Raw genomic sequence first — 25,259 nt, 5'->3', positions numbered from 1 at the left:
ACCAACCGGGGCAAATTGGACGGGTCTGTCGCTTATCGTCAGTTAGCCGTGCCGGACCTCTACCAGAATGTTCGCGAGTCGACGGCTTATCATAAGGCGTGGAATATCCAGACGCTGGAGAAATACGCCGACGACAGGCGAATTGACTTGTCGCCCAACGGCACTCAACGTACTGCGCCAACCGGTATGAAGGAGGAAGCCGAGGTTTCCAAAGCCACCAAACCCAATCAGCCTACTGACGCAAAAACGACAGAGGGTGATACCCCCACCAAACCACGTACCGAAAAGCTGGTGCGTGATTTCGAGGCCATCAAGCGCGATCTTGATCTGGAGGTAGTATTGCAAGACTACGGGTTTCAACTCGACACCAAGAAATCGAAACCGAGTGACGAGTGGCTTATCTACGAACGGGGCGAGAAGAACGCGAAGGAACGCCTGGCCGTGTACACCGGCGACAAGTACGGTCAGAAGATGTTCGTGGACATGAACGATCAGCGCGGCTGGCGGGGCGACGTGATCAAGTTTCTGGAACGGGTCGAGAACGGTATCTACCGCAACGTGTTCAAAGCTGTTGATCGCATTATGGCTTCAGCCGACTACACGCTGCAAAAAACCGTTACGGCCCCGCTGAAGCAAGTGAAAGACGCGCTCATCGACACTAAACTCCGCGAGAAAGACCTGCACAGTCGATACGCCATTGCACCCCTGACCGATACGCGCTACCTCGAAGGGCGGTCACTGCACAAAGACGTACTGTTTTCGCCGGAGTTTGACGGTCGCATCAAGAACATCTCGTATACCTCCGACAAAGGCACGACCCATCACAACACGGCTTTCCCGATGTACGCGCAGGACGGGCATCTGGTATCGATGGATATTCGCAACGAGCGGTTCAAGTCGTTTCCATCAGGCGAGCGGGGCGAGGCCATATGGCATTCGAACCGGTTTTACGAACTGACCATGCCCCTGGCCATGCATGGCCGCAATGACTTACCTGTCGGGACCATCGGTACGGTTCATCGACCCCGCACGGATACCATCTCATTCGATTTCGTGGAAGAGGGCGTTGCCCGGCAGGTTCAGTTACCGATTGAGTCGGCTCGAAACGCCTTTAAGGAAGTGCAGGCGCAGCGGATTCTGGTGGCCGAATCAGCCATCGACGCGCTATCGTTTAAACAACTCAACCCTGAAGCGGAAGGCGAACGACGGTTCTACATGGCAACGGGTGGCCAACCAGGAAGCCGACAGATGGGGTTCATTCAAAAGGTACTAGATCGTAACCCGGAAGCTCAGTTTGTCATCGCGCAGGATGGCGATAACGCCGGGCTTCGGTTCGCCATCAACTACCTCGGCCTAACCCATCCGGCGGCTGATCCGGCCCTGCGCATCAAACCGGAGATTGCCTATTCGGGACCAAACCTCCCTCCTAACCCACTGGCGAACGTACTGGGGCCAAAATTTGCCTTCGACCCGGAGGTCAAAACGTTCAGCGACGTATTGAAACGGTTCGACGTCGCCGACGGTACGTTGTCGGAAGGTCACAAGTTGGCAATCAACCACCAGGCTCGTTTTAAGGAAATCATGCCCGACGATTATGTGAAGGTGTCGGTCGAGATGGTGCAGTCGGTCATTCCGGCCTTTACGTATGCCAAAGCTTTCGGTGTGCCCTTGCCCGACGACATATCTAAGCTGGCACAGTCGGAGTACATGACCGGCAAGGTGGGTAATGAGTTCCGGTTCGCGCGGGAGCGAGCCATGATCTCCGGGAATGAGTTTGACAACCGACTGCAACTGCACAAAGATGCCAAGCTGGAGAAAGACCTGTATTCGGGTGTCAATAAGCTTGACCTCGAACTCCGCCAACCCCTCACGCCCGGCGCAACCGGACCCGGCGAGGCCCAGCAACGTAACGAAGCATTTTTAGGGCGATTTCTCGACGAGATGAACCGCTTCACGAAGCAGTTTCATTACAATGGCGACGCGAATGATAAGGAGAAAAAGGTGCAGGAGTTTCAGCGCGAGACGTTGCTCGATTCACAGCAAAATCAGGCCGTGACCCGCACCCGTATTCACTTCCCCAACGATGGTCGTTTACTTGTTAAGGCCCTGACGATGTTATCGGATGAAATCAATCAACGGCAGGGCCAGGCATTGTACCAGGTGGTACGCCCCACCCGGCAGCAGAAAGATCTTAACGACGTACTCCAGAACCGGCAAGGTGAACCGCTGCCGGATTCCAGCCCGCTGAAAGTTGGCGCACCGCCTACAATCCGGCCCCACACTGAGTTGAAATCTGAGCAGAGCGCGAAGCAAACAATGGCAGAACCGGCTGCTGAAGCCGTCCGGGCCTATCGAACCAAACTCTAACTGTATTCTCCCCTGCCGACCGGTGAAACGGGTCGGCAGGGAAATTTTTGTCCATGAATCCAGCCCCCTCTCCTACTCACCCTGAACAGGACATGATCGGTCAGCAGCGACCGCTGCCTGCCCAGCCAAACTCCGGTCAGATGTACCCAACTAATCCCTACTGGAAGCAATCGCCCCAACCGTCAACTCCTCCCCTACCCGTACCCCCTCAACCCGATTTGGCCACCACCCCGGATGCTCCGCTTTTCGATCCCCACTTGATTGGCGCGCTGGTTTCTGCCCTGCAAGATGCCGGTGAGCAGCAACGTACCGAATTAGTGCAACGGCTCACCAATTGGCTTCCGCAGCTTTCAGATCAGCTCACCCCGACCGTGGAAGCTTGTTTGGAGAAACTCGTCCCCAAGCTGGTTAAGGTCGAGCAGCCTGGGCAGTCGTTGCTTCGACTGGTACGTTACCTGACGGTGGGGATGGTGTTGGCCGGACTGGCTATGGGTGGTCTATTTTATGGCTGGTTACAGGCCGCTCATGAGCGGGATAGCTTTGCCGTTGGCTACTGGCAACATCGCTACGTAGTTGCCAAGGCAACCGTGGATGATTCACCGGCTTTGCGGAAGTTACTTACCGAGGCAGACACGCTTGCCGAATCGCCTTCCTTTCAACTTGAACTGAGCCGACTCGAAGGTATACTCGATACCCGCCGTCAACGCTACTTGCTGCAACAACGCGAACAAGAATTACTGGCTTCACCCAAGCGTAGTAAGGAGTGAATATTCAAATAATTAACTATTTATGTATTTTAATAATTCGCTGAGAATCAAGGGGTGTTTTATAGAAACAGAATCAGATCGGGTTCACAAAACTCTGACTATCAGTTAGTTAACTTGAAAATAGCCAGATAGATAGCTATCTTTATAGTGTTGAAACCGGAACGTCTGGCCGGTGAAGCCCGGACTAATTAACTCCTTTTTCCGCTATACCGATTATGAAATCGTACCAGCATGAAATTACCAACACGCAGGGTGAAGTTATCATTGCTAACCGCTTCCGCTACATCGAGGGCGACCCAAAACAGTACCGCTACAACTCCCAAACCGGGCAGTTCAATATCGACGGTGACACGGTTGTACTGGATAGTAATGGCAAAGCAGTAAAAGAGTTTTCGTTTCAGCCGTTTGTGTTCCGTGTGTTTGAGGACGGGCTATTCAATCGCACCCGCGAACCCTGGGCAGAACTGTTCTTTATCGACGCGCTCAACTGCGTATCAAGCATCATGTTCAATGGCACCACGCTTGCCGAGTTGCGTGGCATCTTCAAGAAGCTGCTTTACGAAGGCAACGAGCCAAAAACGCTCTGTGATGTGGTACTGACGGTTCGCCCGGAAAAAGTGACGAGCAAAAATGACCCGACGAAATCATGGTTCATCGGGCGATTCAGCTACACCCTCGCCGATCCGCAAACGGTGCAGGCATTGGCCGAGTACGCGGCTGATTGTCCGATCTACCGGCGCGATACGTTGAAGCAAACGGCCAACTACCTCAGCTTCTCCGAAACCTTCGCCCTGCCAGCTACAGACTCAATCGCGCTGCCTGTTGGTGAGTCTACTGAACAGGCTGTACAAGAGGCTGAAGTAATAACTGTGTAGTTTTTTATTTGGTTATTTGACTAGTTAAATAGTCAAATAACCAAATAACTTTTTATGTCTTTAATTAACTATCCGTATATCATGCTATTTCAGCCCGCGACGTATCGCTCCTATCCCGCTATTTCTAATTCAGACCTGATTGAGTTTGAGCGGTTTCTTACTGCGACGCCTAATAAAACCCCCGTCGCTGCCTATGCTGAGGGATCGGCATTTCATCAAATGGTTTTGGAACCGCGTTGCGGGCGACCAATTCCCGCTGACATTGACCGGGAGCGATTAACCAAAATGGCTACGGCTGTGCGGGCCACCCGCTTTGGCCGGTGGGCGTTGCAATGGGGTCAGAAAGAACAGCCGCACCTCTTCCGCGACCCGGAAACCGGGTTACTGTGCAAATGTCAAACAGATCTTCGGCTACGGCACGGTCTGATCGTGGATATTAAAACGACCCGCGCCCGCACATACCAGCAGTTCCTGGAATGTTGCGAATTGTATCAATATGACCGGCAAACGGCCTTTTATCTGGACGGACTTAACGCTAAACGGTTCGTCTTGCTCGGTGTGCAGAAAACGGCTCCCTTTCAGGTATTTTACTTTGAACCAACCGCCGACGCAACGGGTAATGCGTTTATCGAACAGGGACGTGAACGATACAAGCGTTTGTTAGCTCTGCTGGCAAAGTCATCGTTTCAGCCCTCGTCTTGGGCAACTGCGGCAGCGAGCACGCCAAGATATAGGAACGCGATAATTGACAACGCCATACCTAATCGAGTATATGTATAGTCGATTAGTGAAATAGCTGAATAAAAAAATATTCAGCTATTTCACTTTTTATAAAGAATGGTTCGTTGTTGGCTATTCAGCTAGTTTGCTACATGGATAAACAGCTATATACATCACCAGGTGAAGGTTGGCAGCGGGTCAAGTTGATACAACGAGTAGGACCAACACTTCCGGTAGGGCAGGAGGGCTGGGCTATAAGTGATTCACAGATATCAAGAGAAAGCCCGCAAACAGACCCACCGTACCGGTTTGTTACGCTAACCAATCATGAAGTCGAGTTTCGGGTATATAGCACCGAAATCGAAATACGCTGAGCTAAAAAGAATCAAGGGGTAATTGGTAAAAGTGGTCTGAATCAAACGGGTTGTAAAAGCCTGAGTAATAGCTATATAGATATTCAAATAGCTGAATAGTTGGCTATCTTTATAGTGTTAAACTAGTCAGCTATTTATGACCCATTACCCAACGCCACGCACCCGCACGGCCACCGTTCGGCCTGTTGTCCTGATTGCCAATCAATACGCGCTGTTTGGTCAGCCCGGCTTAGTGCCACCTACCCGCCCCAAACCCGCCCTATCGACACGAGCCAGCCAGCCGCCAGCCGTTAAGCCAATAGACGTACCTGCAACGGAGCAGCAAACCGGCTTTACGCTTAGCGCAGATTCGTTTGTCATACCAATTGGCAACACGGCCAAATTACGGGCCAACCTTACCGCGCTGGAAACGCTCAAGCAACTACAGCAAGCCCAACGACCCGCAACACCAGCCGAGCAAGAAATTTTGTCTTTATATACGGGTTGGGGTGGGCTGTCAGCCATCTGGAAAGCGAATGCGTTCGAGACGTGGCAGCGGGGCCAGACGGACAAAACGGTTTTTGTCGATGATGCCGTAAGCCGGTGGGGGAGCCAGTACGGACGTACCCGGCAGCGGTTGAGCGACCTGCTAACCCCCGCCGAGCAGACAGCCGCCGAAGCATCCACGTTGAATGCTTTCTATACGGCTCCCCAAGTGGTAGCGGCCATGTGGCAGGCCGTTGAGCAGTTCGGGTTTACGGGCGGTCGCATCTTGGAGCCAGCCGCAGGGATTGGCTATTTCATTGGACTGATGCCCCCGACGTTGCGCGAACGGTCGGCGTGGGTAGCGGTGGAAAAAGATAGCCTATCGGGGCAGTTGTTGCAAACGCTGTACCCGGAGGTTGACACCCACGTTTGCGGTCTGGAGCAGACCGGGTTTGAAGCCGGCAGCTTTGATCTGGTAATTGGTAACGTACCCTTTGGCAGTTACACGGTGTACGACCGCAACCACCCCGAACTAAACCAATTTGCCATTCATAATTATTTCATTGGGCGGTCGGTGCAGTTGGTTAAGCCGGGCGGTATTGTGGCCCTGATTACTTCGGCGGGTACGCTTGATGCAGCCGGTACAGAGTTTCGCCAATTCCTGACAAACGAAGCCGAGGCAGAACTATTGGGAGCCATCCGGCTACCGTCGAATGCATTTGAAGCCAACGCCGGAACGCAGGTAACGACCGACGTACTGTTTTTACGAAAGCGGTTAGGTAGCGCGCGGCCCTTCGCGGCCAATGCGTTTGAGCGGACAATCACTATACGCGCCGAATTAACGGACGCGAAAGGCAATGAACTAGAGTCGGCAAGAACGTTGGCGGTTAACGAGTATTACCATAGCCGCCCGGCTATGATGCTTGGTACGATGCACTTTGCCGATGAGGTGGGTAAAGGCGGGCTGTACCGGGCCGATCAGCCGACCTTACACCAGCCCAACTCTGACCAGTTGCCGCAGTTACTAAGCGCGGCCCTTGCTGAACTACCAGCTAACGTTTACGAAGAAAGCCCACGAGCCGCAGCCCGGCCAGCTACTCAATTAGCGCGGTTTATGGAGTCGGTAACAATTCGGGGCAAACGTTACAGCCAAACGCTCATTGTTGCCCAATACGAGCGGGTAAAGAAAGCCTTTACGGAATTGCGACGCGCCGAGCAGCAGGGTAGGGGGGAGGCCATCACCGACGAGTTACGGATGGAGTTAAACCACGCCTATTCACTGTTCACGCGCTATTTTGGGACGCTCAACCGAAACCGGGCCGTTACGTTCCTGGAGGACTACGACCCGCAATTTGCTACCGTTCAGGCGTTGGAGATAGTGAGCCGAGCCGAGAAGGGCCATACTATTAACAGGGCTGATATTTTTCGTCAGTGCGTACACCCCGCCACCCATTGCCCCGAACGGGTAGAAACGTTGGCCGATGCGTTACGCTTATCTATTGCCTTAACGGGCCGGGTTAATGTGGGGCAGATTAGCCGGTGGATGCAAAAACCGGTTGATGCAGTCAAGAGTGAACTGGTAGCGGGTGAATTGGCGTACCCAAATCCGGTTTCGGGGCAGTTGGACGACCGAGATACGTACCTGTCGGGGAACGTGCGAAAAAAGTTAGGGCAGGCCACCGAAGCCGCCAAAACAGATGCCCGGTACGCTGTGAATGTTCGGGCATTAACTGCCGTAGTACCGGCTACCATACCCGCCCCGCTTATTCAGTTTCGGTTGGGGTCGGCCTGGATTCCTACGTACATCATTGAACAGTTTATCGGCCAAACCGTGCAGACCAGCAGCGTAACGGTTGGCTATAACCAGCGGGTGGGGCAGTACGAGGTAACAGGAGCGGGGAACGTGTCATCGGTGCAAAACCGCTCGTTGGGTACGTCACGCCGAACGGCTATTCAACTCATCGAAGCAGCGTTGCAGGGACGTACCGTTGTTGTTACCAAAACGATTATTGACCCGGAGGGTAAGGAGAAAACGGTAAAGGACATTGAAGCCACCAGTCAGGCGGTACAGGCGCAGGAGGCTCTAAACGACCTGTTTATTGACTTTGTACGGGACCACCACAGCGCGGCCATCGAACCCGTGTACAACGAACTGTACAACAGCTATGTACACAAAACGTACCGCGAACCCGCCCTGAAACAGTACCCCGGCGCATCGCCTGCGATTCAGTTACGCTTGCACCAGTTTCGGGGCGTGGAGCGGATTAAGGAGCAAGATACCTTGTTGGCGCACGTTGTCGGGTCGGGCAAGTCGTTCACGATGATTTCGGCGGCTATGGAATTGAAGCGGCTAGGCGTAGCCCACAAGCCTATGATTGTGGTGCAAAACTCAACGCTCAACGATTTTGCCCGTGCGTGGCGGACGCTCTATCCATCGGCCATTATTTACGTACCGCAACCCGCCGACCTGGAAGCCAGTAACCGCAAACGATTCTTACAGCGAATTGCGACAAACAACTTTGACGGGGTGCTGATTCCGCAAAGTTTCCTGAAACTGATACCCGACGACCCCGCCAGTGAGGAAGCGTTTATTCAGGAAGAAATTGACCGGGTGGCCTACACCATAGCCGCAGCCGCCCGGCAGGGACGCGACCGGCCCATGAGCGTAAAACGGCTGAACGAACTGAAACTACGACTGGCAAACCGACGCATCCGGCAGGCCGACCGCAAAAAAGACGAGATGCTGACGTTTGACCAATTAGGCATCGACGCGCTGTTTTTGGACGAGGCCCACCGCTACAAACGGCTTGGTTTTTTCACGGCCCGACAGAACGTAAAAGGCATTGATACGGCGGGTTCGGAGGATGCACTAAGCGCGTTGTTTAAGTGCCGCACGGTGCAGGCACGGCGGGGCCGGGTGGTGTTGGCGACGGGTACGCCCATATCGAACACGATGGCCGAAGCATGGACGACCTTACGGTTTATTGCCCCTGACCGGCTGAACAAGGCTATGCTGTCCACGTTTGACCAATTCGCCGGAGCGTTCGGCACCGTGATTCAGTCGTTTGAACTGACCGCAACGGGCAACTTTAAGGCGGTAGAGCGGTTTGCGAAGTTCGTTAACGTACAGCAGTTGTCGGAGTTGTACCGCGCTCATGTTGACGTGGTGCTGAACGAAGACGTGATCGAGTTTCAGCGCGACAGTACGTTACCGGTACTGAAAGACGGGCAGCATACGCGCATTATTCTGCCACAGACCGAGGGCGTAGCTGACGAGTTGGACCGCATCAAGCAAACGCTACGTTGGTTTGAGAACCTGAGCGGGGCCGAGAAGCGCGATAACTCACATATTCCGTTGGTGTGTTTCGGGCAGGCCCGCAAAGCCACCATTGATTTACGGCTATTGGATGCCGAGAATCCCGACGAAACCGGGTCGAAGTGTAACCGGTTGGTAACGGAAGTGTTGCGTCTCTATCACAAATCGGCTACGTACCTGGGAACGCAGTTGGTCTTTGCCGACAACTACCAAAGCCCATCTATAAAAGGGTTCTTCGATGTTGAGGGGGCCGACCTGTATTTTAAACGCTTCAACCTGTTTGAGGACATACGGGCTAAGCTAATCGCGCAGGGTGTACCAGAAACTGAAATTGCCATTGTTCCCGCCGAGGCCGACAAGCGCGAACCGCTCTTTGCCAAAGTTCGCACGGGCGAGGTACGTGTCTTGCTCGGTACGTCGGAACGGGCGGGCGTGGGCGTAAACGTGCAGGAACGCTTAGTGGCCGTTCACCACCTAGACGCGCCGAATAGACCGACTGATTTTGAACAACGGAATGGGCGGCTGATTCGGCAGGGCAACTTACATGCCGTTTGGAACTTGCCGGTAGAGGTGTTGACCTACGGCGTAGACCGGACGCTCGACGCTACGGCTTACGGGCGGTTAGCCATCAAGCAAAAATTTATCAACCAAGTTTTGAAAGGCCACATTGCCGACGACCAAATGGCCGACATCAGCGCGGACGATGATTTTGCCGCTATGTCGTTCGACCAAATGATGGCGACGCTGTCAGGCTCTCAACACGCCCTATTGTACACGACAAAGCAGCTTGAACTATCGCGGGTAGTGCAGGCCCGTAAAAACTGGCAACGCGGGGTGATGGATGCTCAATGGCAGGTCGAAAACGCCCAACGGTTTATCCGGCAGCAAGGCCCAACGTTGGCCGAGTTGGAACAGGAAACGGCGACCTTACAAACACATTTCGGCCAGATCTACGCCGTGACGAACGTGACGGTAAACGGCACGACCTATACTGAAAAATGGGGCGAACCGGTGCAATACCTGATTGAGCAAGTCAAGGGATTGGCGAAACGCCGGGTACAGGAGTCGAAAACAATACTGGTTAACGGCTTGCCGCTAACTCTAACCGGGGAGCGATCACAGGAATTGATTGGCGATTTTTTGCCCGGTCAGGCGGTAGTACGCTATCAGTGGGGTCGGGAAGTGTCGGGCGTGGTCGGGTCGGCCAACGGGTTGTTTTCCTCGCTGAAAGCCGCCGTTGCCCGCGCTTGTGAAGCCCCCGCCCAACTCATCCGCGAACTGGAACGCGCCCGGCTCGTTGAGCAGGAGTTTAGCCGCAAACTCGCTCAACCTTTCCGGCAAGAAGCCGAGTTGCACCGCTTAGAAACCGAAGTAGCCGACCTGAAACGAAAAATGGAGATGGAGGGCGAACCCATAGAAACCGAAGTAGCCGAGTTAGTAGCCTGACCCTTTCACCCGCGCCGATGCCTACGAGCGTCGGCGCAGGTGAAAAGAATCAAAGGGGTAGGATAAGGCTATCACATTCTCATGTAGCTACACACGTCGCTGACTTTATGTTAAAAGAATATAACGCCGAAATTGGAATGAACGACAGTCACCCATAAAACATCGAGAAATGTAAGACCTATACGTTTACGTTGTTACCGTCTGGCATTGTAAGGCCGAACCCCGAAACAGGAGAATAAAGGATCATCATAGTCCAGTCCTAACTTAACCATCCGTTCGGCAATTCGTAGTCCTTGATTAGCCACATTGACGAAGTAAACCACCGCTGTTTTGTGGTCGGTTGAACCAATAACGTAACCGCTGGCGGTCGGGCTTTTGGCCCATTGACAAAATAAGTTTCCATTTACAGTATGCTGCACAGCAAAGCCTAACCCCCATGACACTTGACCTGGCTGACATATATCTGTTTTGACCAGTGAGCTTAGTAACGCTTTCGCCGTTTGTTCTCCAGACCCCGGTTTCATCATTGCTGCGACGATGAAACGCGCGTAGTCATCGGCAGTCGTTCGCAATGTATGTGCTACGTTCACCGTCTCTTGTTCATCGGCGATACATTTACCGGTCATATCGTAAGAGGAAGCGTATCGGAGAGAATCAACCGCATGATACATATAACTGGTATGTGTCATAGCCATTGGCTTAAATACCGTTCGTTGCATGAATGATTCAACGGATTCTTTTACTAAGTATTCAACTACAGTTTGTAATAGATAATAGCCTTCACCCGAGTAACTGTACCGGCTACCGGGCATAAACATCGTCGTCAATGGCTTGCCCTCAGCACGCCAATTGGGCAAGCCGCTGGTATGGTTCAACACCATGCGAGCAGTAATAAGTCTTATTCGCTCGTCGCCCAATGGACTTTTCAAAAAGTGAGTTTCTAAATACGAGGGCGGAGCATAACTTACCAACGGCGTATCTAAAGCAATTTTCCTTTGCTCACTAAGTTTGAGCACGGCATAAGCAAAAAGGGGCTTTCCTAATGAAGCCCCTCGAAATATTGTCTGTGTAGAGACAGGCTCTTTTGTGCCCTTATTTTTAATTCCTAGTCCACTGCTCCACGTTACTTTTCCATTTTCGATCAGAGCAACTGACAAGCCAGATATACCAGTGCTGTCCATCATAGATGGTAATGCTTTCTGAAGCTGACTAAGCCTCGATTGGGCTAGCGATGGTATCCAAAGAAGAATGAAAAGTATGGATTGGATAGAGCTGATTTTAAGCTTCATAGATATGGTTTTGGCAAATGACATAAAAAATCGTTTAACGTTGCACTTATTGTACAAGTGAGCTTGAGAAAAGCTAATAATTCATCTAAACTAATGGGCAAGTAAACCCATCACTCATAAATAATTAAGGGGTACGGCGGGGAACGCCCTTCGGGCCATCCCCGCCGGATGCGCGGGGCAGCATCTTCCGTGTCGCGCCCTCACCACTGCGTGGCCGGTTGCGCCCCAAAAGACCCTGCCCGGTTCACGCACGAATCAAGGGGTAAGCAGGAAAGGCAATAAATAAATCAGATTGGGCGGTCAACGCTCACTTAAGCATAACCGGGCGTTGCGTAATCGTAGTCGTCGGCTTCTTCCTCATCGAGCAGGTTAAGGAGCATCGCCTGCACGTCGGCGGGTTTGTCGGCAACGGCTTCGCGGAATAGGCTGGCGTAGGAGCGGCCCGTATCGCGCTGCCGGTCGAGGGTCAGGGCGCGGACGGCTTCAAACTCCTGGCAGAGCGAATCGTCACTAAGCAAGCGGCTCAACAACTGCCGGTCGAGCGAGAGCCGGAAACCGGTAGGGGAGGGGTGGATCGTGTCGGCGGAGTACGTGGGTACGTTCGTGGTTTCCAGTGCCGACGCTGTGTCGGGTGCTGTATCCGATGTCGTCTCTTCATCTGGGTCTGCGGGTGCAAAAGCCGGATCGTCCAATACCGGTGGTATAGACTCTGATGAAGAGGCTGAAGCAGTGGGGGTTTCTGGGGCTAAAATAGGCTCAGCCGTACTGGTTGAGGCTTTTGTGCGCAACGGTATCAATTCTGTGCGATTATACGAAGCCATCGGGAAGGGTACGTCCACCGCAATCTTTCCGGCAGTTGGCTGGAAAAACGATTTGATAGCGGGCGCGGGACGGGTATGTTTTTTCGCTTTAGAACGACCCGTAAAGACCATTACTAACCTCGCCCATACGATCAGGGCGAGCGTAGCCAAGGTGAGAAACGTACCGGTTGAAATCAGTAAAAACATAGGCTTAGGGACGGGGTTGGGTAAACTGAGCCAGGGCGTTCAGGAAGGTTTCGTCGGACTGCTGCGCGACGGCCTGTTCGTGCAGGAAGCAGAAGTATGCCGTCATGGTCAGCTTCACGCCGTAGTTCAGCATGACATAGCCCGCTATCTGAATATACTGCTTCCGCATAGCCTCTTCAATAAAGACAATCTTAACGCCAGACAGGGAAGCGGGTTCTTGATTGGTAAGCCGTTTCGGCGCGGGCAAAGGGCGTTTATTCGACTTAGATTTATTGCCTTTCGTACTTGATGACTCACCAGCATCAATCTCTGTTTTCAATACTTGGTCAGCCGAAGAGGTCGACGCTGTTGTCTCAGTGGTCGGGACTGACTCAGTGGGTACGTTGTCGGCAACAAAGTCGTGATACCGATTGGCTTTCTGCCGTAACGTTTCGCCTGAACTGCCAAGCGTTGGGGCCGGATCAGTGGGGGTAGCCGGGGTACGTCGATATTTGTCGAGGTCCATCAACGAGTTGATTTAGTCAGTTCGGGAAAAAGTGCATTGACCTCGGCGATCAGGCTAACGATGTCCTGTAAGTACTGCGCTTCGCGCCACTCAGCGGGTTTAGGCGGTCGGCTGCTGCCGTCGTCCTTGCGCCGAACGTACCGGCCCGCAGGCAGCACAACCGGCGACGACACCGTCGTTAGCATTTTGGCCCGGTCGAATCCGGCATCGGCATCGTTCAGGCGGGTTTTTAAGAAACTGATTGGTAGCGCATCGTTGCGGAAAAGGTTGGCGAAGTACGTCTCCAGCACATCGGCCCGGCGGGCAAAGGTGAACTTGTACTTGTTCCAAAAGCAGCGGATAGTCAAATAGTTAGGTAGCTGGCTACGCATGACCCGATCCAGAATGGCCCCGACGTACTGAATGGAGGCCGCTACGTCAACCTGCTGCGTTGTAAAGGGAACCAGCAATACGTCGGTCTCAGCCAGGGTACGTAGGATACCGGCGTTAAACTGCCCGCCCATATCGAGAAAAATGTAGTCGAAATCGGCACGTACCCGGTCCATATCCAATTCGCTCAGTGCTTGGAAGGGGAGGGGGTGAATGGGATAATAGGCACTGATGCCCTGTTGCCGATTGTACCGATACCGCTCGAAAGCCGCCTGATCGTTGACACTGGTATAGGGCTGACCTTTCGCGGCTAATTCAGCATCGGTCAATTGATCAAACGCCTGAGCCAGCATGGCCTGCCCCGCCTGTTCGTCTTCCCGCAAATCAACGACCGAATGTTGGGGTGGGTCGCAATCGAACACGACAACCCGTTTCCCGGCTGCATAAGCCAGATAGGAGGCCATAACCACTGTCAGCGTGGATTTTCCCATGCCACCCTTCGATGTATGTATAGTAATGATCTTTCCAGTCATAAGTATAATAGATAATTAATTAAACAAAAATAGATAATAAAATATAGTTTTGCAACTTAATTGCCCGTTGCACCATAAGCAACTGAGTTGAATAGATAGAATTGGACAACTCATACAACACAGTTGCTTGATGCAACTCGAGCAACCATGGCAACCCACGCAATTTGCAGTACCTGCCGAACCTAAGTTGCATCAGGCAACCGGCTCTTAAGTGTGCAGCAAGCTATGTTTTTGTATATACAAAATGAGGGAGGGAACCACAAAATCGACTACTGACCAATTGGGTAAGAAGTCAGAAAAAGAGCCGCAAAAACGCTCGACGGGCGTCTACGTGCGATTGAGCGAAGCCGAAAAAAAGAAGTTGAAAGCCATTAGTCAGCAAGAGGGCATCAGCGTGTCGCAACTGCTACGGTCGGGTGCATTGGATAACCTACATCGGCTCCCCCGCCTTCGGAAGCTACCGGCTGACATGACAGCGGAACTGGCTAAGTTGGACCGGCTCACAACCGCCCTGCTGTACTTAAGCCAACGGGCCGAGTCCGACGCACTTTACGCACAGGACATCCGAGAGATGATGTATGGTGTCGGTGAAGTCATCGGCGAAGTGAAACGGTTCTGCGCCGACAACAGGACCGATTGGGGTACGATCCAACAGTTGGACACGCTCATCGACGTACTGCAACGCGCCGATGATACTGCGGTCAAGAAGCCTGATCTAACAAAGATATTGCAGAGCATTCGAGCCGGCTACCAAACCGACAAGCGATTATGATTGGCAAAGTTGCCCTCTTCGGCTCCAGCTTCCTGGGGGCCATCCAGTATTGCTATTACGAAACCCGCACCAACCGGAGCCTCGACCGGACCCGCCTGCGCGGTGAATTGCTGTACGCGCAACACGTCGGCGTATCGGTTGTAACGGACCAACGGCTTCGACAAGACGTGAAACAGCGGTTGAACATAGAGGATATGGCTGACAGCATGAAGTTGGTAGCCGCCCTAAACGACCGCATCCGTAAACCCGTCTGGCACCAGAGTTTTTCGTTTCCAATTGGCGAACGCCCACCCGACGAGGTGATGCTCCGTATCTGCCAGTCGTTCGCCCGAACGTTTGGCATGGAGAATAACCCGATGGTCGCGTTTCGGCACCGGGACTGTGACCACGAGCATTTTCACATCGTAGCCAGCCGGGTTGATCTGGACGGTAAAAACACGGCCAAAACAAGCTTTAACTATCGAGAGGTCGGTCGTTTTTGTCGGGCGATGGAAAAGCGGCACGGTTTGATGCCGGGTACACCGATGAACATCGATAGTCCAGTGAAGCAATCCGATGTAACGACGAATCCTGCCAGGTCAGAACAGGCGCATACCGAACAGCGACCGACTACCGACCAAACCAAGACCGTTCAGAACCCCAAAGTACGACAACCTCGACCAACGTTGTAAATTCCATTCAGTGAAGAGATATATAATGGAATAGTTGTATATTTGACTATCTAATTATTTTTCTATTCAGCTATGGAAGAGCACACTGATAACCCTCGCAACAAGCTTGTGGATGGGTGGGAGCACGACGACGTGCAGTTATTTTTTATAGATCAGGAGTCTGTGTCGGTTTATGAGATACGCGATAGTGTAGGCGACGTAGTGAACGTGGTGATTGCTGAAGGCATTGACGACCCGGAACGGTTTCGGGCGCGATCAGACGCGGAGCGAGACTCGATGAAAATGCTTGCTTTGGATGAATACTACAAAGGAACCGAGTGGGAGGGACCAGCCGTATGACAAAGCCGCTTTTTCAACTCACTAAAACAACCTTCCACATCCGGGGTACGTATCACGCCGGTGATACTGAACGAGGTGAGGATGAGCAGTGCCGCCTGTTCGTGGATGGGCAGGAGGTATCGCTGGCCGAAAGCCTGACGGTGCGTAACCATTCGCCATCGGGCCTTAATTGGGGATACGGTGGGTCGGGACCGGCGCAGGCGGCTCTGGCAATTTGCCTGCACATCTTCCAGAATCGCTACGTGGCTGAAATGTTGTATCAAGATTTCAAGTGGGCGTTTGTGGCCAAGTGGCAACCGCAGAAAGAGGGCTTCGAGCGAACGATTGACATTGCTGATTTCCTGATCGATCATCGGGCAGACCTAGCCCGTGCCGCCGATCACGAGGCCGAAGAGGACGAATTAATGGGCTGGAGTTTACTCGAAGAGGCTGAACGGTTGCTGAATCCCGTAGCTGCTGAAACCACGGTACGCACATGCGTACCTGTACAAACGCAACAGAGGAAGCCGCTGTTCATCGTGGGCGACGTAGTGCAAACCCAGGCCACTTTCTTAGACAGTCCAGCCGGAAGCCGTGCCGTGGTGTATGAGTGCTACGAAGGCGGTGGTGTAAGCATCATCACCGAAGCGGGCGACGATCTGGGCGGTTTCAGCGTCGACGAACAGCAGCAATACCTGACGTTCCTTTACCACGCCGACTTTACCTATGAGTTTCGCTCCGTCAGCTACTTACATCGGGACTGGCGGGCGGGAGTATTTCTGGGCGTTTTCAGGTGAGCTGCGGGAAATTTTTACGACGATTTAGGCGATAACGTAACTTTTTAGTAGTCTTGCTCTACTGTATAAATAGATACGTCAAGACTTATAATTCTCTTTCATGTCCGTACTTCTATCCGCTCTACTGCTTGTTGCCTTGATCCTGCTGTTCACTCAACGAAAGAAGTTGAAGGCGAAAGAACAGGAAATCGATCAGGCGAAACAGGCCGCTGCAAGCCGTGAAACCCAATTTCAGCAGGAACTTGATTTACTGAGCCAGTACCGGCCTATCGTTGATGCGCAACGGTACGCCGATGAGATACGCCAGAATGCCGAGCGCGAAGCAAACCGCGTCTTGGCGGAAGCACAACAGGAAGCCGAACGGTTAAGGGTACTGGCAGATGAGGAGCTGCGGCAGGCCCGTTCGCAGGCAAAAGACGTCCGTGACCAGGCTGGTTTCAAAGCCCGTGCTCTCCAGACCCAGGCCGAAACCGTGCTGCTCAACGCCACTAAAGAAGCCAATCGGATTGTAAGCAATGCCAACGTGCGGGCGGAGGAGATTGCTGGTGAAGCCCTGGCTGCTACCCGTAACGCGGCTGATCTGGAACGTACCATTCAGGCCCTGAAGAATGTCATCAACGGCTATGGAGACCAGTACTTGGTGCCGTCGTTTACCCTGCTGGACGAGTTGGCCGATGCGTTTGGTTTTACGGAAGCTGGCGTGGAGTTGAAAAAAGCTCGCGAACGTACTCGTCTGCTGATGACAACGCGGGCTGCTGCCCGATGCGACTACGTAGAAGCGGTGCGGAAAACGAGTGCTGAAAATTTCGTTACCGATGCCTTCAACGGCAAAGTTGATTCGATCCTGGCAAACGTGAAACACGATAATTACGGTACGTTGGCGCAGCAGATCAACGATGCCTACGCGCTGGTCAATAACTTGGGCAAACCTTTCAAGGATGCCCGGATCACACCCGAATATTTGCAGGCTCGGCTGGAAGAACTGCGCTGGGCGGTTGTAGCCCACGAGTTGAAGCTGAAAGAGCGCGACGAACAACGACTTATTCGGGAGCAGATCCGGGAAGAAGAGAAGGCCCGTCGTGAGTACGAAAAAGCGCAGCGCGATGCCGCCAAACAGGAGGAGACCATTCAGAAAGCTATCGACAAAGTGCAGCAGCAGGCAGCGAAAGCCTCGGAGGAACAACGTACCGCTTTTGAAGTCCAACTACTGGAATTGACCGCTAAACTACAGGCGGCCCAGGAGAAAAATCAGCGGGCCTTGTCGATGGCTCAACAGACCAAATCGGGTCACGTCTATATCATCTCCAACATCGGCTCGTTCGGAGATCATGTCTATAAGATTGGCATGACTCGTCGGCTTGAACCACTTGACCGGGTGCGCGAACTGGGCGATGCGTCCGTGCCCTTCGAGTTCGACGTTCACGCGCTATTATTCAGCGACGATGCCCCCGCGCTGGAACGCAGTCTGCACCGGCATTTCCTGAATAATCAGGTGAACAAGGTCAACCCACGCAAGGAGTTTTTTCGGGTTGAGTTGGCCGACATCAAAACGGAGATCGAACGACTGGGTATTGATACTAAGTGGACTATTGCCGCCGAAGCGCGACAATACCGCGAGAGTCTGGCGGTCGAAAAAGCACTGGCCAATAACACCCTTGACCGGGCTGAGTGGGAGAAATTCCAATTGGAAAACGAAGCCGTTGAACTGGAAGTCGAGGAGCAGGAACTGTAACATACCACCCAGAGGCAGTCAACGAATCATACCTGAACCGAAATGAGTTTACGAGGAGCAGTCCGTGTTATCACCACAACGGCCCGGCGCGTAGAGCGTAGTCAACAGCGACGCGCCCGCTTGGCCGCCCGACAGTACAAAGAATTTCAGAAACACCAGGCTATCGTCGATGCCGCTCAGGCAGTTGCTGAATACAACGAATATGTCAGCGTGCTCAAAACCGTGCATTGCGATTGCAGCGACGTAGTAGATTGGGCCGCTATGCAACAGGAAGCTCCACCCGTTATGCCGGTACGTACCGACGAACAGGAACGTAGTGCGCAGGCGAAGTTTGATACATATCAGCCTTCTTTTCTGGATAAGTTGTTCAGGTCGGGACCTAAAAAGAGTCAGCGATTGCAAGAAGCCATTGGCCAGGCTAAACAGCAGGACGACCAATTGTTCAGGGATAAGCAGGCTGAGTACAACCGCCAGCACGAAGAGTGGCAGGATCGCCAGGAGTTGGCCCGTCAGGTACTGGCAAAGAACAGTGATGTGTATGGGCAGGTTATTGAGGCATTCGCACCATTTGAGGACATTGCCGAATTAGGGAGCCGACTGGAGTTTACGTTTACCAGCGACCACATTGAAGTAGATCTGCTTGTGAATGCTACCGATGTGGTCCCTGATTTTACCGTGTCCCAATTAGCCAGCGGAAAGCTTTCCCGTAAACCCTTATCGGCCAGTAAATTCAACGAATTGTATCAAGACTATGTCTGTAGCTGCCTGCTGCGGATAGGCCGTGAAGTCCAGGCTCACTTACCCGTTAGCCAGGTAGTTGTTCACGCCCTTGCCAGAAACTTAAACACGGCAACGGGTTTGGTTGAGAAGCAGGTTATTCTGTCGGTTGCCATGCCCCGTTTTACGCTCGACGGCATTAATATGATGGCAATAGACCCGTCCGACTCCATGCGGAACTTCAACCATACGATGAAGTTCACCAAAACAGGAGGGTTCAGTCCGGTTGAGCGCGTTGGTTTAGCCGCCCCAATCCCTTTTCCGAAACGGCGGTGAGCTACCGATGGGCATAACCAAACAAGCAGGTTAGATTTTCGACTTGAAGGTCAGAGTCAATTTCTAAAAATTTTATAACTGAGGGGCTGAATCCTGTAATTAATCAACACAAAAGGGCTTCTACCTTTGTTGGTGTAAAAAAGCCAATTGTGAAAACGCCACTGTATACCCGCATATTCTGCTGCCTGATGGCCCTTTGGGTCCTGATGGGTAGCGTTGGCGTAGGTATGGTGGAACATTGGTGTCAGATGCGGGGGCATTCCAAAACGCTCCTCATGGCCCAGGAAGGCTGCAAAAAGGCGTGTACGTTGGACGACGCGCCACGGCCTGTTTCAGAGGGGTCAGGGGTCAAGCGGATGCCCTGCTGCAAAACAACCCTTACCTACGAGCATTTAGACGTCAGCCGTTTCGTGGTTGATGGTCATGCCGTCTCAGCCCCACAACCGGCTGAATTTATTTCCAATCCCGAATTCCGGCTCTTGCTGGCAGCACTCCTGCCGACCGCTCCGACCGAGCCGATTCGTCCTGACAGTCAATCCCCGCTTCCCCGAACCGGGCGTTTTCGGCTGGCTTCCAACTGTGCCTGGCTGATATAGGCCACTGCTCTGCCTGTTGACTCGCTAACTGGGGCTATTGCCCTCGTGTTAGCGGGCAATCGGCGTTTGTCCCCTTTTCGACATACTGTCTGTGCAACAGCCTTTGTGTGCTGTCATCCGCTGGCCTTTCGGGCCGTGTGTTCCCTGCTATTTTCTCGTTAACAAACCCCGTTCGACCATGAAAAACCGGTCCACCTGGGCGGCTACGCTGCCCCTTTTTGTCCTGTCTGGCTGCATGAACATGAACCACATGACCGACATGCAACCTGCCCTCAACATTACGTACCCAGCGGCTTATGTCGTCAATGCGGAAGGAAATAGTGTATCCGTCATCGACCTGGTCAGCCAGCAAGTGAAGGAGACCATTTCGTTCGGTGATGCCTCCATGCCGGGCATGAATATGAACGGCACGATGATCATGTGGCCGCACCATATCTACCTCTCCCCGGACGGTACCAAGCTCGGCGTGGGCGTACCGGGAATGGACCTGAGTGCCGGGCATACGGGCGGTACGACGGGCATGGCTGGCCGGGTCGTCGTACTGGATGCCAAGACAGGGGCCACGACTCAGAATCAGCAAACACCGGTGATGAACCACAACGCCGTGTTTTCGCCCGATGGCACGGAACTATGGACCTCGCAGATGGACGACGCGGGTAAAGTGTTGGTGTATGACGCGGGCACGACGGCCTTGAAAAAGACGATAGCCGTCGGTATGGAACCCGCCGAGGTCACCATGACTACCAACGGCCAGTACGCGTTTGTCGCCAACGGTATGAGCAACACCGTTACGGTGATCCGGGTCAGCGACAAGTCCGTCGTGAAGACAATCCCGGTAGGCGACGATCCGGTGGGCGCGTGGCCGGGCAGCGACGGGAAGATGTACGTCGATAACGAGAAGGGAAAAAGCATCAGTGTCATTGACGTGGCGACCCTGTCGGTCGTGGAAACGGTGCCGCTGGGATTCACCCCCGGCTACGCAGCCTACAATGGGGTGCGGAATGAACTGTGGGTTAGTCAGGCCGGCACGGGCAACAAAGTCGTCGTCTTCGAGCGCATGAACAATGCCTGGATGAAGATGGGCGAGATACAGACGGGCCTGGATGCCCACGCCATTGCGTTCGCCAAGGACGGCTTGACGGCCTACGTCACCAATCAGGGGGCGGCTACCGTATCGGTGGTTGATGTCAAAAATCGCACGAAGGTCAAAGACATCGCCGTGGGTAAGAAGCCCAATGGCATTGTCCTCAAACAATAATAGTATTCCATCATGAGCAATCAACGAAACACATTTTGTCGGCTTATGGTAGAGGTTGGTTTGTTGGCCCTTGCCGGGCCTGTTCAGGCGCAGTTGAGCCTGCCCGAACCTAGCCCGCCCGCTACCATTCAGCAGAAAATCGGTTTTACCGACCTGACGATCACCTATTCGCGACCGGCAGTAAAGGGCCGTATCGTCTTCGGCGGACTGGTTCCCTTCGGTCAACTCTGGCGGACGGGAGCCTCAGACGCAACCATTCTCAAGACTACTGACCCGGTGGTATTGGCTGGCAAACCGGTTCCCGCAGGCAGCTACTCGCTGTTTACGATTCCCACTCGTAGCGAGTGGACCATCATCCTCAACAAGCACGTAGGTGGTCACGGATTGGATGGGTACGACGAAAAGAACGATGTTCTGCGCTTCACGGTCAAGCCCGACACCTCAACTCGCTTCTACGAATCCTTCACCATCGAGGTGCAGGATCTGGTCCGCAATCGGGGAATGATTTACCTAAACTGGGCCAACACGTCGGTGCATTTTCCCATCGTCAGCAATGCCGACGAGCGGATCACGGCGGAGATCCTGGAGCGGATCAACGGCAAAAAAGAAGACAAACCCGGTCTGTATTACCAGGCAGCCCTGTACTACTTCGACAACGAGAAGGATACGAAACAAGCGTTAGCCTGGGCGACAAAAGCCGTAGCCCTGAAACCAGCCTTCAACTACCTGCACCTGCAAGCGAAGTTGTTGGCCCGCTCCGGCGACTACAAAGGAGCCATTGCAGCCGCTCGCCAATCGGCTGCGGCTGCGCAACAGGAGAAGTTTACGGATTACGTAACCCTGAACAACCGACTCATTGCTGAGTGGGAAAAGAAGCTTTAGTCAACGAAAACGAATCACAATCGATGAAACCAATTCAGAAAACCATCGTGGCCCTGGGCCTGTCAATCAGCTCACTCGTCGTTTCGGCCCAAACCACAACCCCAGCTCTCACGGCCTATTATCAGGTAAAAGACGCACTGGTTGCCACAGACGCACCAAAGGCCAAGCAAAATGCAGTCAAGCTGGTTGCTGCGCTGGGTAAGGTAGAGGTCAATACCCTGTCTACGGCAGATAAGAAGGCTCTTTCTGATGCTAAACTAAGGGCAACGGCCATGACCAAGACCACCGACGTAGCCGTGCAACGCGAACAGTTTGAGGACTTATCGACAAGCATGATCGCCTTGGCCAAGGCAACCAAGCCGAAGACCGCTCCGACCTACGTGCAGTTCTGTCCGATGGCGGCTGAGGGAAAGGGAGCCTCGTGGCTCAGTGACAAAAAGGAAGTTCGCAATCCCTATTACGGCGACAAGATGCTCAAGTGCGGTTCGGTGAAGGAAGAAATCCGGTAGCTGAGGAGTACAGGTGGCTCCGCTGTTGGGGCCACCTGAGTGAGGCACTTAACGCGGTACGTAATGGCAGTTCAGGAATTAGCAATCAAAAATATGGTGTGTAGCCGCTGCATCTGGGCCGTGCAGCAGGAGCTTGAGCGACAAGGCTATCAGGTACATCACATTGAGCTGGGCCGGGCGCGGGTCGAAGGGGCGGTTATCGACCTGACGGCCATCGCCGATGGGCTGACCACAAAGGGCTTCGAGCTGCTCTCCGAGCGAAATGCCCGCCTGGTCAATCAGGTCAAAACGTTGATTAGGTCGCTCATTCAGCGTGGTGAGGCCGCCCAGCTACGAACTACCCTGTCGGATTACCTGGCTGACGAAATTGGGATGGACTATCCCCACCTGAGCCATTTATTTTCGACGACGGAACACCTGACGATTGAAAAGTTCTGGATTCTTCAGCGCGTCGAGCGGGCCAAGGAGCTACTCAGCTACAACGAACTGTCAATCAGCGACATCGCCCAAACGCTGGGTTACAGCAGCACCGCTTACCTGACCAACCAGTTCAAGCAGATCACGGGCCTGACACCAGCCGCTTACCGGAGTCAGACGGCCTCGGATCGAAACCCTTTAGACTGGATCTAACTATGATTGAGAGGCTCATTAAATTCTCACTCCAGAACCGGTTTCTGGTGTTGCTGGTGGCGGGGGGGCTGTTCGCCTGGGGCATCTATTCAGTGCGGACCAGTAAGATCGATGCCATCCCCGACCTGTCGGAAAATCAGGTCATCGTCTTTACCGAATGGATGGGGCGATCTCCTCAGATCATCGAGGACCAGATCACGTATCCACTCGTGACGAATCTTCAGGGCCTGCCGCAGGTGAAGTACGTCCGGGGTACGTCGATGTTCGGCATGAGCTTCGTCTACGTCATCTTCAACGACGATACGGACGTGTACTGGGCCAGAGAACGGGTGCTCGAACGATTGAACTACGCGGCCCGGCTGCTGCCCGGTGGCGTATCGCCCACGCTCGGCCCCGATGGTACGGGGGTAGGCCACATTCTCTGGTACACGCTCGATGCGCCGGGCATGGATTTGGGTGAGCAGCGGGCGGTGCAGGACTGGTACGTCAAATTCGGCCTTCAGAACGTACCCGGCGTGGCGGAGATAGCCTCATTCGGCGGTTTCCAGAAGCAATACCAGGTCACGCTCGACCCCAACAAGCTGACGTACTACGGGCTGTCGGTACCCCAGGTCATCGGCGCGATTCGGGCCAACAACAACGAAGCCGGGGGCCGCAAGTTCGAGTTGAGCGGTATCGGCTACATCATCAAGACGACAGGCTATCTGCAATCCGTCGAGCAGATTCAAAGCATTCCGCTTAAAACCCTAAGCAGCGTTCCCGTGCGGGTAGCCGACGTAGCGACGGTACAAATGACAGGGGAAACGCGGTTGGGTATTTTCGATCTGAACGGGGCGGGGGAAGCCGTCGGGGGCATCGTCGTGATGCGCTACGGCGAAAACGCCGACGAGGTTATTACCAACGTCAAGAAAAAGATGGAAGAGGTAGCTCGTGGGTTACCCGAAGGGGTCAAGTTCAACATCGTCTATGATCGGAGCGGCCTGATTCAGGAATCGGTGGCTTCCATCAGCCACACCCTGGTCGAAGAAATGATCGTCGTCTCGCTGGTTGTCATCCTGTTTCTGCTACACTGGCGGTCGGCCATCAGCATCATCATTCAGATACCGATCACCATCGCCACCAGCTTTATCCTGCTCAACGCCTTCGACATTTCCTCCAACATCATGTCGCTTACCGGTATTGCCTTGGCCATCGGGGTCATTGTCGATAACGGCATCATCATGGCCGAAAACGCCTATAAAAATCTGGCGATCCGGCAGGCTGAACTGACCGCCCAGCGGGATAGCCAACCATTGACAGGTCAGGCAACGCACGCAAGTCAACCCAAACTAAATGGGCAAGCCCGCCAACCTGCCCCCCAATCTACCAGATCGAATGGAAACGAACGTACCTAAAAAGCACTGGGAGGCTATCTACCAAACCAAGCAAGCCGATCAAGTTAGCTGGACGCAGATTATTCCGGCTACCTCGCTGGCATTTATCCAGCAGGCTCAACTACCCAAGTCAGCTCGCATCATCGACATTGGCGGGGGTGACAGCCATCTGGTGGACTTCCTGTTAGACGAAGGCTACGAGCACATTAGTGTGCTGGATATCAGTGAAGCGGCCCTGAGCCGGGCTAAAAAGCGATTGGGCAACCGGGCAGATCGGGTTGAGTGGATTGTCAGCGACATCACGGAGTACAGGCCGAAAAGCCTTTTCGACTTTTGGCATGACCGGGCGGCTTTCCACTTCATGAACACCGCCGACCAAATCAGTCGGTATCTGGCAACGGCCCGCCTGGGCGTAGTCCCGAACGGATACGTAACCATCGGCACCTTCTCCGAATCCGGTCCAGAAAAATGTAGCGGTTTACCAGTGCGACGCTACAGCGAACAAACCCTGACTAACGAGCTGCTCAGGGGGTTTCGGAAGATCCGATGCATCACCGAAGATCATATCACGCCTTTCCAGACTAGCCAGAACTTTTTGTTCTGCTCGTTTCAGCGATCAGGGCTTAACTGATAAG

22 protein-coding genes are annotated in these 25,259 nt (G+C 53.5%); 18 read left to right on the top strand and 4 right to left on the bottom strand.

The window, feature by feature from the left end; translation table 11 throughout:
* The 5 genes from EQG79_RS28520 to EQG79_RS28500 form a co-directional block, all read left to right on the top strand.
* Positions 1–2,367, top strand: a 2,367-nt coding sequence (locus tag EQG79_RS28520) for a toprim domain-containing protein (protein WP_129606281.1), incomplete at its 5' end; no start/stop codon positions are given.
* A 53-nt stretch (positions 2,368–2,420) separates the two neighbouring features.
* On the top strand, positions 2,421–3,134 hold the full coding sequence (locus tag EQG79_RS28515; RefSeq protein WP_129606279.1) for a hypothetical protein: 714 nt from the start codon (positions 2,421–2,423) through the stop codon (positions 3,132–3,134).
* 215 nt (positions 3,135–3,349) lie between these two features.
* A complete protein-coding gene (locus tag EQG79_RS28510; RefSeq protein ID WP_229374862.1) occupies positions 3,350–4,009 on the top strand; it encodes a hypothetical protein in 660 nt (219 codons plus the stop codon).
* 54 nt (positions 4,010–4,063) lie between these two features.
* Positions 4,064–4,789 carry a PD-(D/E)XK nuclease-like domain-containing protein gene (locus EQG79_RS28505; RefSeq protein ID WP_240699489.1) on the top strand — a complete coding sequence of 242 codons (726 nt, stop codon included), beginning with the start codon at positions 4,064–4,066 and terminating at the stop codon, positions 4,787–4,789.
* Positions 4,790–5,239: 450 nt separating this feature from the next.
* Complete coding sequence (locus tag EQG79_RS28500; RefSeq protein ID WP_129606277.1) at positions 5,240–10,330, top strand: Eco57I restriction-modification methylase domain-containing protein; 5,091 nt, start codon at positions 5,240–5,242, stop codon at positions 10,328–10,330.
* A 194-nt stretch (positions 10,331–10,524) separates the two neighbouring features.
* Here EQG79_RS28500 and EQG79_RS28495 read toward each other — a convergent pair whose 3' ends face one another.
* From EQG79_RS28495 to EQG79_RS28480, 4 genes are all read right to left on the bottom strand, one after another.
* Entirely contained in the window at positions 10,525–11,619 is a 1,095-nt protein-coding gene (locus EQG79_RS28495) for a serine hydrolase domain-containing protein (RefSeq protein ID WP_165358973.1), read from the bottom strand.
* Between the two features lie 311 nt (positions 11,620–11,930).
* The gene (locus EQG79_RS28490; protein WP_129606273.1) at positions 11,931–12,626 is read right to left on the bottom strand and encodes a hypothetical protein; all 696 of its coding nucleotides are present in this window, start codon (positions 12,624–12,626) and stop codon (positions 11,931–11,933) included.
* A 4-nt stretch (positions 12,627–12,630) separates the two neighbouring features.
* On the bottom strand, positions 12,631–12,873 hold the full coding sequence (locus EQG79_RS31385) for a hypothetical protein (protein WP_240699488.1): 243 nt from the start codon (positions 12,871–12,873) through the stop codon (positions 12,631–12,633).
* A 257-nt stretch (positions 12,874–13,130) separates the two neighbouring features.
* On the bottom strand, positions 13,131–14,033 hold the full coding sequence (locus EQG79_RS28480; RefSeq protein ID WP_129606269.1) for an AAA family ATPase: 903 nt from the start codon (positions 14,031–14,033) through the stop codon (positions 13,131–13,133).
* A 244-nt stretch (positions 14,034–14,277) separates the two neighbouring features.
* On the opposite strand from EQG79_RS28480, the gene EQG79_RS28475 reads away from it, so the two are divergent.
* The 13 genes from EQG79_RS28475 to EQG79_RS28410 all read left to right on the top strand — a co-directional run bounded on the left by EQG79_RS28475 (position 14,278) and on the right by EQG79_RS28410 (position 25,255).
* Positions 14,278–14,805 (top strand): plasmid mobilization protein, encoded by a 528-nt coding sequence (locus EQG79_RS28475; protein ID WP_129606267.1) that lies wholly within the window; start codon positions 14,278–14,280, stop codon positions 14,803–14,805.
* Positions 14,802–15,476 carry a relaxase/mobilization nuclease domain-containing protein gene (locus tag EQG79_RS28470; protein ID WP_129606266.1) on the top strand — a complete coding sequence of 225 codons (675 nt, stop codon included), beginning with the start codon at positions 14,802–14,804 and terminating at the stop codon, positions 15,474–15,476. The genes EQG79_RS28475 and EQG79_RS28470 overlap by 4 nt, the downstream gene beginning before the upstream one ends.
* A 72-nt stretch (positions 15,477–15,548) precedes the next feature.
* Positions 15,549–15,815, top strand: a complete 267-nt coding sequence (locus EQG79_RS28465; RefSeq protein ID WP_129606264.1) for a hypothetical protein — start codon at positions 15,549–15,551, stop codon at positions 15,813–15,815.
* Positions 15,812–16,591, top strand: a complete 780-nt coding sequence (locus EQG79_RS28460) for a DUF6166 domain-containing protein (protein ID WP_129606262.1) — start codon at positions 15,812–15,814, stop codon at positions 16,589–16,591. Before EQG79_RS28465 ends, EQG79_RS28460 begins: the two co-directional genes overlap by 4 nt.
* A 100-nt stretch (positions 16,592–16,691) precedes the next feature.
* On the top strand, positions 16,692–18,323 hold the full coding sequence (locus EQG79_RS28455) for a DUF4041 domain-containing protein (RefSeq protein WP_129606259.1): 1,632 nt from the start codon (positions 16,692–16,694) through the stop codon (positions 18,321–18,323).
* A 42-nt stretch (positions 18,324–18,365) separates the two neighbouring features.
* The gene (locus tag EQG79_RS28445; protein ID WP_165358972.1) at positions 18,366–19,376 is read left to right on the top strand and encodes a hypothetical protein; all 1,011 of its coding nucleotides are present in this window, start codon (positions 18,366–18,368) and stop codon (positions 19,374–19,376) included.
* A gap of 149 nt (positions 19,377–19,525) precedes the next feature.
* Positions 19,526–19,972, top strand: coding sequence for a hypothetical protein (locus EQG79_RS28440; protein WP_129606253.1), 447 nt, complete (start codon positions 19,526–19,528; stop codon positions 19,970–19,972).
* A gap of 178 nt (positions 19,973–20,150) precedes the next feature.
* On the top strand, positions 20,151–21,230 hold the full coding sequence (locus tag EQG79_RS28435; RefSeq protein WP_129606251.1) for a YncE family protein: 1,080 nt from the start codon (positions 20,151–20,153) through the stop codon (positions 21,228–21,230).
* A gap of 12 nt (positions 21,231–21,242) precedes the next feature.
* Positions 21,243–22,112, top strand: coding sequence for a DUF2911 domain-containing protein (locus EQG79_RS28430; RefSeq protein ID WP_165358971.1), 870 nt, complete (start codon positions 21,243–21,245; stop codon positions 22,110–22,112).
* A gap of 23 nt (positions 22,113–22,135) precedes the next feature.
* A complete protein-coding gene (locus tag EQG79_RS28425) occupies positions 22,136–22,621 on the top strand; it encodes a DUF3347 domain-containing protein (RefSeq protein WP_129606249.1) in 486 nt (161 codons plus the stop codon).
* A 63-nt stretch (positions 22,622–22,684) separates the two neighbouring features.
* A complete protein-coding gene (locus tag EQG79_RS28420; RefSeq protein WP_129606247.1) occupies positions 22,685–23,251 on the top strand; it encodes a helix-turn-helix domain-containing protein in 567 nt (188 codons plus the stop codon).
* A gap of 2 nt (positions 23,252–23,253) precedes the next feature.
* Complete coding sequence (locus tag EQG79_RS28415; protein ID WP_240699486.1) at positions 23,254–24,645, top strand: efflux RND transporter permease subunit; 1,392 nt, start codon at positions 23,254–23,256, stop codon at positions 24,643–24,645.
* The gene (locus EQG79_RS28410) at positions 24,626–25,255 is read left to right on the top strand and encodes a class I SAM-dependent methyltransferase (RefSeq protein WP_129606245.1); all 630 of its coding nucleotides are present in this window, start codon (positions 24,626–24,628) and stop codon (positions 25,253–25,255) included. Before EQG79_RS28415 ends, EQG79_RS28410 begins: the two co-directional genes overlap by 20 nt.
* The last annotated feature ends 4 nt before the right edge of the window (positions 25,256–25,259 follow it).

The organism is Spirosoma sordidisoli, assembly GCF_004138325.1.
Lineage (GTDB): Bacteria > Bacteroidota > Bacteroidia > Cytophagales > Spirosomataceae > Spirosoma > Spirosoma sordidisoli.
Note: the sequence above shows the minus strand (reverse complement) of the source record. Positions and strands in the feature narration are given on the sequence as shown.